We start from the raw sequence: 14,747 nt of genomic DNA, 5'->3' as shown, positions 1-14,747 counted from the left end.
CACCATGACAAGCGAACTCATCCAAGGACACCGGCTGGCCGACCCGCTCGGCGAGTCCGAAGCTGCGGAGGCCGACGGCACCCTCAAGAACTTCGCGAAGGTCGGCTCCAGCCGTCCGTCGTCGCTGCTGTATACCTACGGGCCGGGATCCGTTATGGATCTGCCCCACTTCACGGTGATGCCACTCGGCTACGACGCATGGGATCGGGTGTGGGCACGCCGTCCCTTCCACAGGCCAGTCCATGCCCCGCGACTGCTGGATTCGGTGCGCACCTTGCTTGGCCGGCAAGTCGACGAATTGCGCAACTTCCCGTGGGAGGAGAAGGTCTCGACATACTCACGGGAAGGCGCCGACCTCGGGGTGCCTGCCATGGTCTTCCCGCAGTGGATGCGCTGCACCGGGTGCAACATGCTCGCGCCGATCGGGTCGTTCAGCTACACCAACACGCGGATGTTCCGGCCGGACGAAGCCGAGTTCGAGCACAAGGAGTGCTACGGCGACCCGCGCCCTGGGGCGAAGAAGCAGAAGAAGGCACTGCGCCGGACGGCGGTGGCCGCCCGATATCTGCTCGCCTGCGAGGACGGCCATCTGGACGAATTCCCCTACGACTGGTGGGTCCATCAGGGTGGGACCTGCCCGAAGGTCGAGGTCCCGCGACTGAAGATGATCGACCGAGCCGGTGGTGCAGGCGCCAGCGCGATCATCAAATGCATGTCGTGTGACGCGTCTCGGGCGATGAACGAGGCACAAGGCGAAGTGGGCCGTCTCAAGCTGCCGCTCTGTCGGGGCCGGCATCCGCATCTCGAAGGTTTCGAGCCTGGTGGCTGCAACCAGGAGACTCGGCTGCTGCTCATCGGCGCCTCGAATCTGTGGTTCCCCGCGCTGCAATCGATCATCGACATGCCACGGCTCAATCCGGCCGAGCGGCAGCGGGACCTGGCTGACGCCATACGGGTGGCGCTCGGTGAGAACCTCGCGGTCTACTTGGGTGCTCCGCCGCAGCTTGCCCGGATTGCGTTGCAGGAAAAGATCCCTGGCTCCGACGACCTCACCGATGCCGAACTCGTCGAGCTCATGAAGCTCGCTGGCCAGCCGGTGGAAGAAAGCGAGGAGGAGCACGCCGAGCGAAAGGCGGCCTGGTCTCCGGTGGATCTGCTGGTGCCGGAGTGGCGATATCTGCTGATCGAGCCAGCATCCGACTTCCACGAAGACGTCTCGAGCGGGCTCACCCTGTCGCCACGGCGTGTGTCCGACCAGATGCCATCCGGCATCCAGCGCGTGCTTGCCGTCGATCGGCTCCGCAAGGTGAACGCACTCGTCGGCTTCTCCCGCATAGACGAGATGAGCCGGGTCAACGACGTGTCAACCCGGCTGGTGCGACTGAGCGCGAGGGCGCCGAAATGGGTTGCTGCCACTGAAGACCGGGGCGAAGGAGTCTTCATCCAGCTCGACGAGGACGCCGTCGCCGCATGGGAGACGGTCGTCGAGCACGACCCGGTCTTCGCCGCGCACCGCGAAGCGCATCGGCGCAATTTCACCAACCGCTTCTCCTCTACCGCTGCCGACGTCGATCCAGATGACCGGCTGCCGCCACCGCGCTATTGGCTGATGCACACCTTCGCTCACTTGTTGATCAGGACGATGGCGATGTCCTCCGGGTATGGCGCGGCCAGTCTCAGCGAGCGCATCTACGCCTGGAAGGCTGAAGGCGAGCGCCCTGCGGCGGCGGGGGTGCTGATCTGCACGACCGCGTCCGACAGCGACGGCACCCTCGGCGGGCTGGTCCGATTGAGTGATCCCGATGAGTTGTTTCGCATCGTGCGGGACTCGCTCTATCGGGCGACCCGCTGCTCGTCGGACCCGATTTGTGCCCGCCGGCTGCCCAAACAACCGGAGGACTTCCTGCACGGTGCTGCCTGCCACTGCTGCGCGATGGCGTCCGAGACCTCGTGTGAGCGAGCGAATCGCTTCCTGGACCGGCGCTTCGTCGTCGAGCTGCCCGGGTCCGATCCGGCCCTGGCGTTCTTCCGCGGTGTGCACGATGGCGGTTGACCCGTCGGCGGTGCGGACGCTCGCGGCATACCTCACCGCGCAGGAGGCCAAGCAGCTTGCCGACCGCCTCGACTGCGGTGGGACGGCGACGCAGGCTATGGGTGTCGTTGGCTCGACCCGGCGCGCGGACGTCGTGCGGCTTCTCGCGGATGCGGGTCTCGGCGTCGCGAATCGCGTTGAAACCGTTGCGGTTTTGCGATCAGTGGAAGGAGCGCATGCTCACCAAACGTCCATCATGCCGGTATGGACCGCCCCGGCGAACCTCGTCCGATCCGGCGGACTGACAGCATCGATTGAGCACTTCGTGCGGTCCGCTCGCGAGTCGGTGATCTGCTCGACATACAACTTCCAGCGATCGTCGGTGCTGTGGAAGTCGTTGGCAGACCTGGCATCTCGGCCAGAGGTGGGAGTACGCGTCTATGTCGACACCGACGCGGCCGACAAGAAGCGCGAGTCCTGGAAGCCGACAACTGCGCAGATCGCGCACGAGCTGAGCGGTGCCATTGTCTTCCGAACCGCAATTGTGGACAGCAAACGGGTGCGTAACCACGCAAAGTTCATCGCGGTCGATCATCAATTCCTTGTCGTGACCAGTGCGAACTTCTCCAAGAGCGCCGAGTTGTTCAATGTCGAGTTGGGCCTGCGGATCGAAAACCCGCGCCTCACGCAATCCGTCGAGCGGCAGATGCGTGAACTCGAAGACCATGTCTATGAGCGACTGTATCCGTAACCAGTTCTTGGAATTCAACCCATGTTCTCCTCATAGGCGAAAGGTTTGATTAGTGATGCACCGAACTTGGGAGGAAGTCTCCGCCTCGCTTGAAAACCTGCTTGCGAGCCCGACGACGAAGCAGCTTGAAGTCGCTACCGCACTCGGAGTTTACTTGCCGAGCGTCCCGTCGCTTGTCGCCGCCGCGATTCTCAGAGCGGAGCTGTCGCCGGCGCTCATGTCCACTGCGGATCATCGCGAACCAAACTTCGCGGCGCTCCGCGAAATCGAGACAAAGCTAGCGATCGACCCAGCCCCCGTCGCGAGTCGCACCTCCGCAGATGTTGTTTCTGCCTGGATCGAATCGCGCTATATCGAGAAGCGCCTGCGCGGACTGCGCGCCCTCCGACCGCAAGATGGAGATGTTGTGCGCCTCATCGGCGCCAGTTCAGAAGCGATGATTATCTCAAGCATCGGAACCAATGGCCGGGTCCATATGAGAGGAGGCCGGGGCAAGAGTGCTTGGCCGGACAACCTGGAGATGATCGCACGGCGCGGACTATCCAGAGAATACGCCGCACACGAAGCGACAATTCTGAACCGGATGAGAAACGAGAAGACGGATTACGCTCCCGACTCGCCACTCCTGGACAAAATCCGGCAGTACCGACTCAGTTCACTCCGCCCTGAACTATCTGCTGTTCGCGAACTCGAAGACCTGCTCGATGGAGGAGATGGCAGTGAGGGTCCCCTCCAGAAGCTGATCGAACGACACCCGCAGCTCCTCGCAGGCATCGTTGTCGGAAACAATGGCACCTACGTGATTCCCCAAAAGGCCCTGGGATCAGAATACCGCCCAGATTTTCTTATATTAGGTATAAACAGTGTCGGCCCGCAATGGCTGCTGGTGGAAATTGAAGCGTCAAAACACCATCTGCACAATAAGAATGAGTCACTGACAAGCGCAGTCCGGCATGCGGTCGATCAGGTCGAGTCATGGCGAGACTGGCTATCAACGAACGTTATGTATGCCCAGCAAGAACTTGGCCTCCATGGCCTGACTAACAGAGTCCCGGGCCTCGTCATCATCGGCCGAGCAGATCCCGCCATAGTGCACGACCGACAGCGTAGCCGCGTGCGCGATCAAGGGCACATTCAGATTCAGAGCTGGGACTGGATCCTGCGTCAAGCCCAAGAGCTTGCCAATGACGCATTTCCGCTTGCCGTCTATGAAGAGGGAGCCGCGACGGCCCTTGTCGCCAATGACTGGCTCCCGTGATTCGCGCCTGCCCAACCTCGGCCGTTCGAACGGGCAGCGCGCCGACGCTGCTTCGGCGATCGGAAGCGTCGTGGGTTCGTCTTCGCAGGCAGCTGGCTCGCGATCGGGCACACATCGTGACCGGCGTCGCGATGTGCATCACGATCATCGGCATACCGCTGGGCATTGCGAGCTTCAAGATGGTGCCGATCTCGTTGCTGCCGTTGGGTTCTCAGATTGTTCCGGCTGACGGGGCGGTGGTTGTGGGTGGGGCTCCGCGGCGCTGACGCCGGCCCTTCGAGAGGCACGCTTGTTCCTTCTTGGGGACCCTGATCTCGATACACCTCCTCCGCTTCGCTCCCCCGGCACTCGATCAGCGTGGGGACTCTCCGGCACTCGATCAGGGCTTGATCTCGATGCGCCGATGCACACCTGACGTTCAGCCGCGGGCAAGCGACCAGGGTCATAGTGGACAGATGACCGCTGACAACGATGCACGCCTCGAAGAACTGCGTGACGACCTGGTGATGGGCGGCTGGGACGTGCTGCCCCGCGACAGGCTCGGCGCCAAGCCGTTGCCGGCGAACGCGGCATACGAAGCGATTCGCGCCGACCTCGAGCTCGACGGCAGCGCCCGCCTCAACCTGGCCACGTTCGTGACGACCAGCATGGAGCCGCAGGCGAAAGCACTGATGGCGCAATGCATGGACAAGAACATGGTCGACAAGGACGAATACCCGCAGACCGCCGACATCGAGCAGCGTTGCGTCAAGATCCTTGCCGACCTCTGGCACGCGGACGACCCGGCCGATCCGACCGGTTGCTCCACCGTCGGCTCCAGTGAGGCGTGCATGCTCGGCGGCCTCGCCCTCAAGCACCGCTGGCGGGCGAAGGTCGGCGACGACCTCACCCGTCGGCCCAACCTTGTGCTCGGCGCGAATGCCCAGATCTGCTGGGACAAGTTCTGCCGCTACTTCGAGGTCGAGCCGCGACTCGTCCCACTCGAGGGCGACCGGTTGCACCTGGATGCCGAGAGTGCGCTGAAGTATGTCGACGAGAACACCATCGGTGTGGTCGCCATCCTCGGCTCGACGATGGACGGCAGCTACGAGCCAGTAGCCGAAATCGCTTCCGCTCTGGACAAACTCGCCGCCTCCGGCGGACCCGATGTGCCCATCCACGTCGACGCGGCATCCGGCGGATTCATCGCGCCCTTCCTCGACCCCGACCTGCAGTGGGACTTCCGACTCCCCCGGGTCGCCTCCATCAACACCTCCGGCCACAAGTACGGCCTCGTCTACCCCGGCGTCGGCTGGGCGATCTGGCGCAACCAGGACGCGCTACCTGCCGACCTCGTCTTCCACGTCAACTACCTCGGCGGCGACATGCCCACCTTCGCGCTCAACTTCTCCCGCCCCGGCATGGAGGTCGTGGGGCAGTACTTCATGTTCACCCGCCTCGGCTTCGACGGCTATCGCGCCGTGCAACAGGCCACCCGCGACGTCGCCGGACGCCTCGCCGAACAGATCGAGGCGATGTCGCAATTCCGAATGCTCAGTCGTGGCAACGAATTGCCGGTCGTCACCTTCACCACCACCGACGAGGTCCAGGGCTGGGACGTCTTCGCCGTCTCCCGCGGACTGCGTGAGCGCGGTTGGCAGGTCCCGGCATACACGATGCCGAACGACCGCGCCGACCTCGCTGTTCTGCGCGTCGTATGCCGCAACGGGCTCACCACCGATCTTGCGGACTGGCTCGTGCGCGATCTCACTGCCGCCGTGCAGACACTCGAGAAGGAGACGCACGCCGATCAGTCGATCAGTGGGCCGCAGGGGTTTCATCACTGAGGGACCCTTCGAGACACCTCCTCCGCTGCGCTCCCCCGGCTCCTCAGGGCTCGTGATCTCGATACGTCGCTCGTACCTCACGACTACTCGATCAGCGTGGTGCTCGTGCCCCGGCTCCTCAGGGACCTTGATCTCGATACGTCGCTCGTGCCTCACGACTACTCGATCGACGTGGTCCTCGTACCTCGCGACTACTCGATCAGCTTGAGCACCCGGTTTCGATACGCGCTCCCCCGTGCTACTCAACCCGCGTGGGTGGCTACTTCACGAAGCCTTCCTTTTTCAGCCAGTCGAAGGCGACGTCGGCGGGTTCCTTGCCGTCGACGTCGACGGCAGCATTGAGCTTCAGCAGCACCGGGTTGGTGAGCTTCTTGCTCACGGGCGCAAAGAGATTCGCGAGTTGCGGGTACTTCTTGAGGGTCTTGTCCTTGAGCACCATGGACACGTTGTACTTCGGGAAGAAGTTCCGGTCGTCCTGCAGCGCGGTCAGGTGCAGCGCGACGATGCGACCGTCGGTGGTGAAGACCTCACCGAAGTTGCACTTGCCGTGCGCGGTCGCGTCATAGATCGCACCGGTCTGGTACGTCCGCAGGTTGCTGCGCGGCACACCGCTGCCGAGCGGCACGTCATACTTCTCGAGCATGCCCTTCAGCCCGTCCGGCCGGTTGATCAGCTCGGACTCGACGCAGAAGGTGCGTTCCGACTTCGGCACCTTGGCCAACTGCGACAACTTGGTGATGTGGAACTTCTGTTTGACCTTCTGCGTGACGGCGAAGCTATAGGTGTTGTTCATCGGCGCCGGCGGGAGCCAGTCGAGGTTGTTCTTCTTCTTGTCCTCGTCACGCACCGCGACATATTGCTTGCGCTCATTGGGAATTGGCTTCTCGTGGCCGAGGTAGGTGATCCACCCCGTGCCGGTGTATTCCCACATGCCGTCGATCTGCCCGTTGAGCATCGCCTGCCGCGCGGACGCCGAACCCGGGATGTTGGTCAGGTCCGTGACATCCGCTCCGGCCGACTTCAGCAGGATGATCGCCATCTTGCCCAGCAGGATGTTCTCGGTGAAGTTCTTCGACCCGATCGAGAGCGATGCGCCGTCCAATGACTTGGTGTCGGCGAGTGCGCCGGCCAACTTCGCCGACGGCACATAGCCACCCGCGGTGCCGAGACCGAGGCAGCCGGTCGTCGTGAACGCAACAGCCGTGGCACCCGCGGCGACGGCGAGCACTCGGCGGGACCGCGCCCGGGAAGTTGTATGGCGCAAGGAGATTCGCATCAGAGTCCCTTCGGACGAACCAGCAACTCGAGCACCCGGCCGAACCACTCCACGAGCAGTGCGAGCAATGCGATCAGCACGGCACCGGCCACCATCACCGGGTAGCGGTACAGCGTGATGCCGGCCGTGATCACACCACCGAGGCCGCCGGCGTTGACGAACGTCGCCAGCGCCGCCGTGCCGACCACGAGCACCAACGAGGTGCGGATGCCGGCCATGATCACCGGCAGTGCGAGCGGCAGCTCGATCCGGAACAACACGGCCGGACCCGAAAGGCCAACGCCACGACCGGCTTCCACCAAGGTCGGGTCCACGCCCTGCAGACCGGTGATCGTGTTGCGCAGCACCGGCAGCACGCCATACAGGGTGAGCGCCGCGATGGCGACCCAGAAGCCGGACCAGCTGGACAGCCACATGAAGAGCAGCACGATCAGCCCGATCGACGGCGCCGCCTGACCGGCGTTCGCGATGCCGACCACGATCGGGGCCAGCAACTTCACCCCGGGCCGGGTGAGCAGCGTGCCCAACGGAACCGCGATGGCGACAACGATCAGCGAGGCGACGATGGTGAGTTTGACGTGCTGCCAGATCTGCAGCCGTACGTCGGCCCAGGCGAGCGAGCTCGTCTCGATCGAGTCGAGCGACGCGGTCTGCCGCCACCACACGTAGAGCAGGAAACCGACGATCACCAGCACAGGTATGCCGAACAGCTCGATCGCAGTGCCCCCGCTCAGCTTGTGGCTTCGCTTCTTGCCGGTCTCCTCCAAGGCCGTCAACTGCTGGCCGGCCCCGGGATCGATGTCGACGCTCACTGTGCGCTCCCGCGTTCGAGCTCCTCGTCAGACGGGGCGATCGAGATGCGCTCGGCCGGATGTTCGGAGCCGAATGACGTTGCGGTGCCGCTGGTTTCGGCTTCCGCCTCGCGCTGCATCGCTTCGATGAAGTCGGTGACCGTCTTGAAGTCGATGACCCCGAGGTAGGAATCACGGTCACCCGTCACGACCGCGCCACCGTGACCACTGACCAGCATGGTGTCGAGAGCATCGTTGAGCGTCGCCCGCGAGTCGAGGTTGACCAGGTCCTCGTTCGGCTCGACGATCGTCGGGCCCTTGAGCTGCCGCAGCCACGGCCACCCCAGGGGTCGGTTGCGACTGTCGAGCACGATGACCGACCGGTCACCGTTCGCCTGCGCCCGTTGCTGCACGTCGGCCGTCTTCTCGCCGATCGTCGCCGTCGTCGGGCTGCGCAGGTCGAGGTCGGCAATCCGCGCCAGGCTCAAGCGTTTCAGAGCGGACCCGGCGCCGACGAAGTCCTGTGCAAACTCGTTCGCCGGGCTGCTCAGCACCACCTCGGGGGTGTCGTACTGCGCGATGTGCGCGCCCTCCTGCAGGATCAGCACGCGGTCGCCCATCTTGATCGCCTCGTCGATGTCGTGCGTGACGCAGACGATCGTCTTGCGCAGCTCGCGCTGGATCGAGAGCAGCTCGTCCTGCAGCCGCTGCCGGGTGATCGGATCGACGGCCCCGAACGGCTCGTCCATCAGGATCACGGGCGGGTCGGCGGCGAGTCCGCGCGCCACCCCGATCCGCTGCTGCTGACCGCCGGACAACTCCCGCGGATAGCGACTGCGGTACTTCGCCGGGTCGAGGCCGACCAGGTCGAGCAACTCGTCGACCCGCTCCTTGATCCGCGTGGAGTCCCAGCCGAGCAGCTTCGGCACGATGGCGATGTTCTTAGCGACCGACATGTGCGGGAAGAGACTGCCGCCCTGTATGACGTAGCCGATCGTCCGGCGCAGCTCGTCGACCTTCTTGCCGCGAATGTCCTCGCCGCCGATGCTGATCGTGCCCGAGGTCGGTTCGATCAGCCGGTTGATCATCTTCAGCGTCGTCGTCTTGCCGCAGCCAGATGGCCCTACGAACATTGCGATTTCGCCGGCCGGGATGGTCAGGCTGATGTTGTCGACGGCCGGCGCCTTCTGTCCGCGGTAGACCTTGGTGACGCCGTCGAGGCGGATCTCCGCGCCGCTGACCGCAGCCTTGCCATCGGTGGTGGTGGACTCCACAGCTGTCATCAGACCCGCACTCCCTTTGAGGTGGTGAGCCGCCCGAGAAGGAGCAGCAATGCATCGAGGACGAGCGCCAGGACCACGATCCCGATGGTCGCGGACAGCGCGTAGTTGAGGGCGTTCTTGCCGCCGACCTGGGCGAGCCCCTGGAAGATCCAGCCGCCGAGGCCGGGGCCGAGGACGTATGCCGCAATCGCCGCGATGCCCATGCACATCTGCAGGGAGACCCGGATGCCGGACAAGATCACCGGCCACGCCAGTGGCAGTCGGATCCGCAGCAGCGTCATCGGTTCACTCATCCCCATGCCGCGCGCCGACTCGACCAGGGTTGGATCCACTCCTTGCAGCCCGACGACCGCGTTGCGCAGGATCGGCAGCACGGCATAGAACGTCACTGCGACCAGGGCTGTTGTGGCGCCGAGCTTGAACAACGGCAGCAACAGGCCGATCAGCGCGAGTGACGGGATCGTCAACCCGATGGCGCTCAGCGCATTGGCGACCGGTTCGAGTTTCGGCATACGCGTCACGACCACCGCAAGTGCGACCGCGATGATCGTCGCGAAGATGACCGCCAGAATCACCAGATAGGCGTGATTCCACGCATTGATCAGGAATTGCTCGCGGCGATCGGAGAGGAAGTCCCACACTGTGTGCCTCCCGGTGAAGCAATCGACGAGGTGTGTGCTGCGACGGCATTGCGAACAGCGGCCACGACACGACGTCATGCGCTCTTCACCAACACTCAAGCACAACGCTCCGCCAGCGCCAAACAGCAAATCTGTTTCGCGCGAGTCATTTTCAGCGTCGAGCGTGCCCCACAATCGTCGAAGTCGGGATGTCTACCGACGGAATCGGTTGTCTACCAACCGGTTTCAGACGTTCTATTTCGAAATGTTTTGGAACAGAACAACTCTCACTGCTGATCGACACTCGGCGCGTCGGATTCGGTGCTCGGCGCGGTTTCGAGACGCTCCCCCGCTTCGCTCCTCCGCTCCTCAACCAACTCCGGGGAGGAAGTCGTTGAGGAGTTCGCGAGGGACGAGCGAACGTCTCAAGGGCCCGCGGGTTTCCCGACGCCCCGCGACGCTTCTCATCGGCCCCTCAGGATGCGTTCACAACACTGGCATCATGCCTCGCCGGCTCGTCAGGGAGCCGGCGAGGCACGCGGATCTCGATACGCGACCTCGTCCCTCGGCCGCTACTCGATCAGCTTGCCCTTCGAGACGCCCGCTCGTACCTCACGGGCTCCTCAGGGAGCTCAGGGCGGCACTCGATCAGCGTCCTTGATCAGCCGGAGTTGCGCAAGGCCGTCGCGAGGCCGTTCATGGTGAGCAGGATGCCGCGCTGGACCTGCGGGTCGTCATCGCCGCTGCGGTAACGACGCAGCAGCTCCACCTGGAGGTGATTGAGCGGCTCGAGGTACGGGAACCGGTTGAAGACCGAGCGCTTCAGGGCCGCGTTGTCCCACAGCAGATCCTCGTGGCCCGTGACCCGGGCGAACATCTGCAGCGTCCGCTGGTGCTCGTCGACGATCTTGGAGAACACCCGCTCCCGCAACGCTTCGTCCTCGACGAGCCGTGAATAGCGTTCCGCGATCCCGAGATCCGACTTCGCCATCACCTGCGCGAGGTTCGACATCACCGTCTGGAAGAACGGCCAGCGCTCGTAGTAGCCACGCAGCGCGGCGAGCCGCGACTCGTCTTCACCCACCCACTTCTCCAGGGCACTACCGGTGCCGTACCAACCCGGCAGCATCACCCGCGACAGCGACCAGGACATCACCCACGGGATCGCCCGCAGGTCACTGATCTCCTTGGTCTGCTTGCGAGACGCCGGGCGCGACCCGATGTTCATCGCACCGATCTCTGCCACCGGCGTCGACGTGGTGAAGTACTCGACGAAGCCGTCCGTGCGGTGCACCAGATCGGCATACGACTCCCTTGCGAGAGAAGCGATCTCATCCAGTGCGGCATACGCCGCTGCCGTGTCGTCACCCAGGCCTTCGACGTCCAACAGGGACGCCTCGAGGGTTGCCGCCAGCAACGTCTCCAGGTTGCGGGTCGCGAGCGGCGGCTCGGCATACTTCGCGGCGATGATCTCGCCCTGCTCGGTCAGCCGCAGCGAGCCACGCACCGCACCCGGCGGCTGCGCGAGGATCGCCTCATAGCTCGGGCCGCCACCGCGACCGACAGTGCCGCCGCGACCGTGGAAGAGCCGCAGTCGGATGCCGGTCTCCTGTGCGACCTCGACCAGGTCGAGCTCTGCGCGATACAGCGCCCAGTTGGCCGCCATGTAGCCGCCGTCCTTGTTCGAGTCGCTGTAGCCGAGCATCACCTCCTGCAGGCCACCCTTGCTGTCCACCAGTTGCCGGTAGACAGGCACGTCCAGCACGGCGCGCATCGTTGTCGCCGAAACCTGAAGATCCTCAATGGTTTCGAAGAGCGGCACGATGTTCACCGAACACGTCGCACCCGCGCCGCCGGTGCCCGGGTCGAGCAACCCGGCCTCCTTCAACAGCACCGCGGTCTCGAGCATGTCGGACACCGACGTGCACATGCTGATGACGTGATTGGGCACCGCGTCCGGACCGAACGTCCGCACGGCGTGCGCCGCTGCAGCCGTGATCGCGAGTTCCTTGGTCGTCTGATCGGAGAACTCCGCCCCGGCACCGATCAACGGTCGCCGGTTGGCCAGTTCCGCCGTCAGCAGCTCGACGCGCGCGTCCTCATCGAGCGACAGGTAGTCAGGGTGCACACCGGCCCAGGCGAAGACCTCTGCGATCGTCTGCTCGTGCACGTCGGAGTTCTGCCGCAGGTCCAGCCCGTAGAGGTGGAAGCCGAAAGTCCGCACCGCTTCACGCAGTTGGAGCAGTTTGTCGTCGGCGATCAGCCCGCCTGAACCTTCCCGCAGCGCGGCATCCACCACGTCCAGATCGGCGGACAAGTCCTCCGCACTCTTGTATGGCGCAGCCCCCGCCACCTCCACCGCGGCCTCGAACCAGTCGTGGAAGAACTCGGTGTGCGTCGCGGACAACCGGCCACGGATCCACGCGATCACCTGGCGGAACGGCTCGTCCGCCCGGTCGTCGGTGGAGTTGAGTGCCGCGAGCTCCAACAGGGCCCGGGACGTGTGCGTCATCCGGATGGAGAACGAAAGCTGATCCTCCAACACCTGCAACTCGCGCAGGTAGTGCTGGATCGCCGTCTGCGACGCACGCGAGCTGGCGGTGGCGACGACGTCGGCGTTCACGTTCGGGTTGCCGTCCCGGTCACCACCGATCCACGAACCCGCCCGCAGCACAGGCTCTTTCGCGACGCAGGCCGACGGGTAGCGAGCAGCGAGCTCCTCGCGGACACGTGCGTTCAGTTGCGGCATCACCTCGAAGAGCGACTCCTCGAACCACCGCAGCCCGACCTCGATCTCGTCGGTGATGGCGACCCGTTGCAGGCGGACCAGCGCTGTCTGCCAGAGCGTCAGGATCTGCAGTCGGATGACCCGCTCACCCTCCGCGAGCTGCGCCGGAGTCTGGTTGCCCTGGTTGCGCCGGCGCATGACGTCCTTGATGCGCGACTGCGTCTGGAAGACCGTGCGCCGGCGCGTCTCGGTCGGGTGCGCGGTGATCACCGGGACGACCGTTGCTCCGCCGAGCGCCTCCCGGACGGTGACATCGTCCAGCGCGGCTTCGTCGAGCTTGGTGAACGTCGCGGCCAGCGAACCGTCCTGCGGCGGCTCCCCCGCCTCGACGTGCATCGCCCGACGCCGCTCGCGGTGCAGGTCCTCGGCCAGGTTGGCCAACAGGGCGAACAGGCTGAACGCACGCACGACCTTCATCGCCTGCTGAGTGGGCAGCTCGTCGAAGATCGCCGCGAACCGGTCGCGATGCTCCTCGTGCCGGCGCACCGCGAAAGCACGCGTGCGGGCCTCTTCCACCAGTTCGAGGACATCCGCACCCTCCTGGTCGCGGATCACCTCCCCGAGGATCCCGCCGAGCAGTCGGATGTCCTCGCGCAGCGGTTCGGAGGCAGCGCGTCCCTGCTCGGTGACGTCGAAGGCCAGCATGTGATCGAACATGGCCCCAAGCATGGTGCCTGGAAGCCCATCATGTGGGCGTTCGTCTCGCGACGTGAGCAAACTCGCATCAGCCGGCCAGGACAGCTGCCGGCATACGGCTCGCTATTCGTCGGCCAGCGCCTTGCGTTCCGCCGGCGTCATCTCCTTCGCCTGTCCGGAGGCGTCGATCAGGTCGTGCAGCGTGCGGTTCAGCCCCGGCAGATCGGCCTGCTGCAGACCGAGCCGACGGATCATGATCGACGGCACGTTGATCGCCCGCTCGCGCAACGCCCGGCCCGCCGACGTGAGGCGGACGGCGAGGTTGCGCGCGTCCGCGTCGTCGCGGCTCTTGGAGATGTAGCCCGTCGCCTCGAGCCGCTTCAGCAGCGGCGACAGCGTCCCGGGATCCAGCCGAAGCGCCTGTGCCAGCTCGCGATTGGACTGCGGTTCGCTCTCCCACAGGGCAAGCATGACCAGGTATTGCGGGTGCGTGAGCTGCAGCGGTGCCAGCACCTCCCGGTAGGCACCGATGACCCCGCGGGCGGCGAGCGCGAGGGCGTAACAGACCTGATTCTCCAGGGCGAGCGGGTCGTCGACGTCATCCATAGGACCGCCAGCCTACCAATTATTGGTACACCAATGATTGGCGTACCATCTATTACATGACCGCGACCACACGCCCCCGCCCACGACCCACCAAGATCCCGAAGGACAAGACGGGTCTCAGCGTCGGATACCGCTTCTTCTGGCGGCTGCACTACACGCTGCTCGCCTGGGGCGGGCCGGGCCAGCGCCCGCTCGACCACGACCCACGCGAGCTGATGCGTCGCGAGCGTCTCGCCCGTGTGCGGGCGGCAGTGGGTAACCTCGACGGGTGAATTCCGCAGAAGCCGCCATCACCGTGACCGTCGTGCCGCACTGGGTCAATGGCTGGTTCCTGCGAGCGTTCGCCCGGCCGGTCGTGCAGATCGACGGCGACGACCACGTCGCCCGCTGGCGCAAGCCGGTCACCGTCACCGTGCCGCCCGGCCCGCACGGAGTGCGCGCGTTCTTCCGCTATCGCGGCCGCTCGTCCGTCCTCGGCATGACGCAGCGCGAGGTCGACACCGCGTCCGGTGAGGACTGGCGGTTCGTCGCCGCACATGGCGCGAGCAACGGCTCAGGACTCAGTTTCACGCAGGTCCTGCGCGCGTGACGGTGCTCATCGACCCGCCGACCTGGCCGGCACACGGCCGACTCTGGTCGCACGTCGTGAGCGACTCCTCGTATGACGAACTGCACGCATTCGCAAGCACTCTCGGCATACCGCAGCGTCTCTTCGACCACGATCACTACGACTTGCCGGAGGACCGCTACGCCGACGCAGTGGCCGCAGGCGCTGCCGAGGTCAGTGGATCCACACTCATCCGGCGGCTGATCGCCAGCGGTCTGCGGGTGCCGGAGCGCGACCGACGTGCACGCTGAGACCTGACCACTTGGTAGGTTC

At 65.0% G+C, this 14,747-nt stretch carries 14 protein-coding genes; 8 read left to right on the top strand and 6 right to left on the bottom strand.

The window, feature by feature from the left end:
• Nucleotides 1-4: 4 nt before the first annotated feature.
• From drmB to ACZ50J_RS07805, 5 genes are all read left to right on the top strand, one after another.
• Nucleotides 5-2,053 carry a DrmB family protein gene (drmB, locus tag ACZ50J_RS07825; protein WP_464300704.1) on the top strand — a complete coding sequence of 683 codons (2,049 nt, stop codon included), beginning with the start codon at nt 5-7 and terminating at the stop codon, nt 2,051-2,053.
• A gap of 10 nt (nt 2,054-2,063) precedes the next feature.
• Nucleotides 2,064-2,783 carry a DISARM system phospholipase D-like protein DrmC gene (gene drmC / locus ACZ50J_RS07820; protein ID WP_464300703.1) on the top strand — a complete coding sequence of 240 codons (720 nt, stop codon included), beginning with the start codon at nt 2,064-2,066 and terminating at the stop codon, nt 2,781-2,783.
• 55 nt (nt 2,784-2,838) lie between these two features.
• The gene (locus ACZ50J_RS07815; protein ID WP_464300702.1) at nt 2,839-4,041 is read left to right on the top strand and encodes a Shedu anti-phage system protein SduA domain-containing protein; all 1,203 of its coding nucleotides are present in this window, start codon (nt 2,839-2,841) and stop codon (nt 4,039-4,041) included.
• A 116-nt stretch (nt 4,042-4,157) separates the two neighbouring features.
• On the top strand, nt 4,158-4,307 hold the full coding sequence (locus ACZ50J_RS07810) for a YccF domain-containing protein (protein WP_464300701.1): 150 nt from the start codon (nt 4,158-4,160) through the stop codon (nt 4,305-4,307).
• A gap of 189 nt (nt 4,308-4,496) precedes the next feature.
• Entirely contained in the window at nt 4,497-5,867 is a 1,371-nt protein-coding gene (locus ACZ50J_RS07805; protein ID WP_464300700.1) for a glutamate decarboxylase, read from the top strand.
• Between the two features lie 259 nt (nt 5,868-6,126).
• Here ACZ50J_RS07805 and ACZ50J_RS07800 read toward each other — a convergent pair whose 3' ends face one another.
• The 6 genes from ACZ50J_RS07800 to ACZ50J_RS07775 all read right to left on the bottom strand — a co-directional run bounded on the left by ACZ50J_RS07800 (nt 6,127) and on the right by ACZ50J_RS07775 (nt 13,867).
• Entirely contained in the window at nt 6,127-7,143 is a 1,017-nt protein-coding gene (locus ACZ50J_RS07800) for a glycine betaine ABC transporter substrate-binding protein (protein WP_464300699.1), read from the bottom strand.
• Nucleotides 7,143-7,955 (bottom strand): ABC transporter permease, encoded by an 813-nt coding sequence (locus tag ACZ50J_RS07795; protein WP_464300698.1) that lies wholly within the window; start codon nt 7,953-7,955, stop codon nt 7,143-7,145. Before ACZ50J_RS07795 ends, ACZ50J_RS07800 begins: the two co-directional genes overlap by 1 nt.
• A complete protein-coding gene (locus tag ACZ50J_RS07790; protein ID WP_464300697.1) occupies nt 7,952-9,217 on the bottom strand; it encodes an ABC transporter ATP-binding protein in 1,266 nt (421 codons plus the stop codon). Before ACZ50J_RS07790 ends, ACZ50J_RS07795 begins: the two co-directional genes overlap by 4 nt.
• Nucleotides 9,217-9,858 carry an ABC transporter permease gene (locus ACZ50J_RS07785; RefSeq protein WP_464300696.1) on the bottom strand — a complete coding sequence of 214 codons (642 nt, stop codon included), beginning with the start codon at nt 9,856-9,858 and terminating at the stop codon, nt 9,217-9,219. Before ACZ50J_RS07785 ends, ACZ50J_RS07790 begins: the two co-directional genes overlap by 1 nt.
• A 640-nt stretch (nt 9,859-10,498) precedes the next feature.
• The gene (gene ppc / locus ACZ50J_RS07780; protein WP_464300695.1) at nt 10,499-13,282 is read right to left on the bottom strand and encodes a phosphoenolpyruvate carboxylase; all 2,784 of its coding nucleotides are present in this window, start codon (nt 13,280-13,282) and stop codon (nt 10,499-10,501) included.
• 102 nt (nt 13,283-13,384) lie between these two features.
• Entirely contained in the window at nt 13,385-13,867 is a 483-nt protein-coding gene (locus ACZ50J_RS07775) for a MarR family winged helix-turn-helix transcriptional regulator (protein ID WP_464300694.1), read from the bottom strand.
• Between the two features lie 56 nt (nt 13,868-13,923).
• Between ACZ50J_RS07775 and ACZ50J_RS07770 the strand changes: the two genes are divergently transcribed.
• From ACZ50J_RS07770 to ACZ50J_RS07760, 3 genes are read left to right on the top strand one after another with little or no spacing between them, the layout of a single operon-like run.
• A complete protein-coding gene (locus tag ACZ50J_RS07770) occupies nt 13,924-14,139 on the top strand; it encodes a hypothetical protein (protein ID WP_464300693.1) in 216 nt (71 codons plus the stop codon).
• A complete protein-coding gene (locus ACZ50J_RS07765; RefSeq protein ID WP_464300692.1) occupies nt 14,136-14,456 on the top strand; it encodes a hypothetical protein in 321 nt (106 codons plus the stop codon). Before ACZ50J_RS07770 ends, ACZ50J_RS07765 begins: the two co-directional genes overlap by 4 nt.
• On the top strand, nt 14,453-14,725 hold the full coding sequence (locus ACZ50J_RS07760) for a DUF4031 domain-containing protein (protein WP_464300691.1): 273 nt from the start codon (nt 14,453-14,455) through the stop codon (nt 14,723-14,725). The genes ACZ50J_RS07765 and ACZ50J_RS07760 overlap by 4 nt, the downstream gene beginning before the upstream one ends.
• Nucleotides 14,726-14,747 lie beyond the last annotated feature (22 nt).

This window comes from Flexivirga sp. G2, assembly GCF_055397625.1.
The sequence above is the reverse complement of the archived record's forward strand: the minus strand, read 5'-3'. Positions and strand labels throughout refer to the sequence as shown.

Excerpts from the sequence above, each read along its gene's own strand:
- drmB (WP_464300704.1), top strand. The coding sequence starts at position 5 with ATGACAAGCGAACTCATCCAAGGACACCGGCTGGCCGACCCGCTCGGC.
- ACZ50J_RS07815 (WP_464300702.1), top strand. The coding sequence starts at position 2,839 with ATGCACCGAACTTGGGAGGAAGTCTCCGCCTCGCTTGAAAACCTGCTT.
- ACZ50J_RS07805 (WP_464300700.1), top strand. The coding sequence starts at position 4,497 with ATGACCGCTGACAACGATGCACGCCTCGAAGAACTGCGTGACGACCTG.
- ACZ50J_RS07800 (WP_464300699.1), bottom strand. The coding sequence starts at position 7,143 with ATGCGAATCTCCTTGCGCCATACAACTTCCCGGGCGCGGTCCCGCCGA.
- ACZ50J_RS07790 (WP_464300697.1), bottom strand. The coding sequence starts at position 9,217 with ATGACAGCTGTGGAGTCCACCACCACCGATGGCAAGGCTGCGGTCAGC.
- ppc (WP_464300695.1), bottom strand. The coding sequence starts at position 13,282 with ATGTTCGATCACATGCTGGCCTTCGACGTCACCGAGCAGGGACGCGCT.
- ACZ50J_RS07775 (WP_464300694.1), bottom strand. The coding sequence starts at position 13,867 with ATGGATGACGTCGACGACCCGCTCGCCCTGGAGAATCAGGTCTGTTAC.
- ACZ50J_RS07770 (WP_464300693.1), top strand. The coding sequence starts at position 13,924 with ATGACCGCGACCACACGCCCCCGCCCACGACCCACCAAGATCCCGAAG.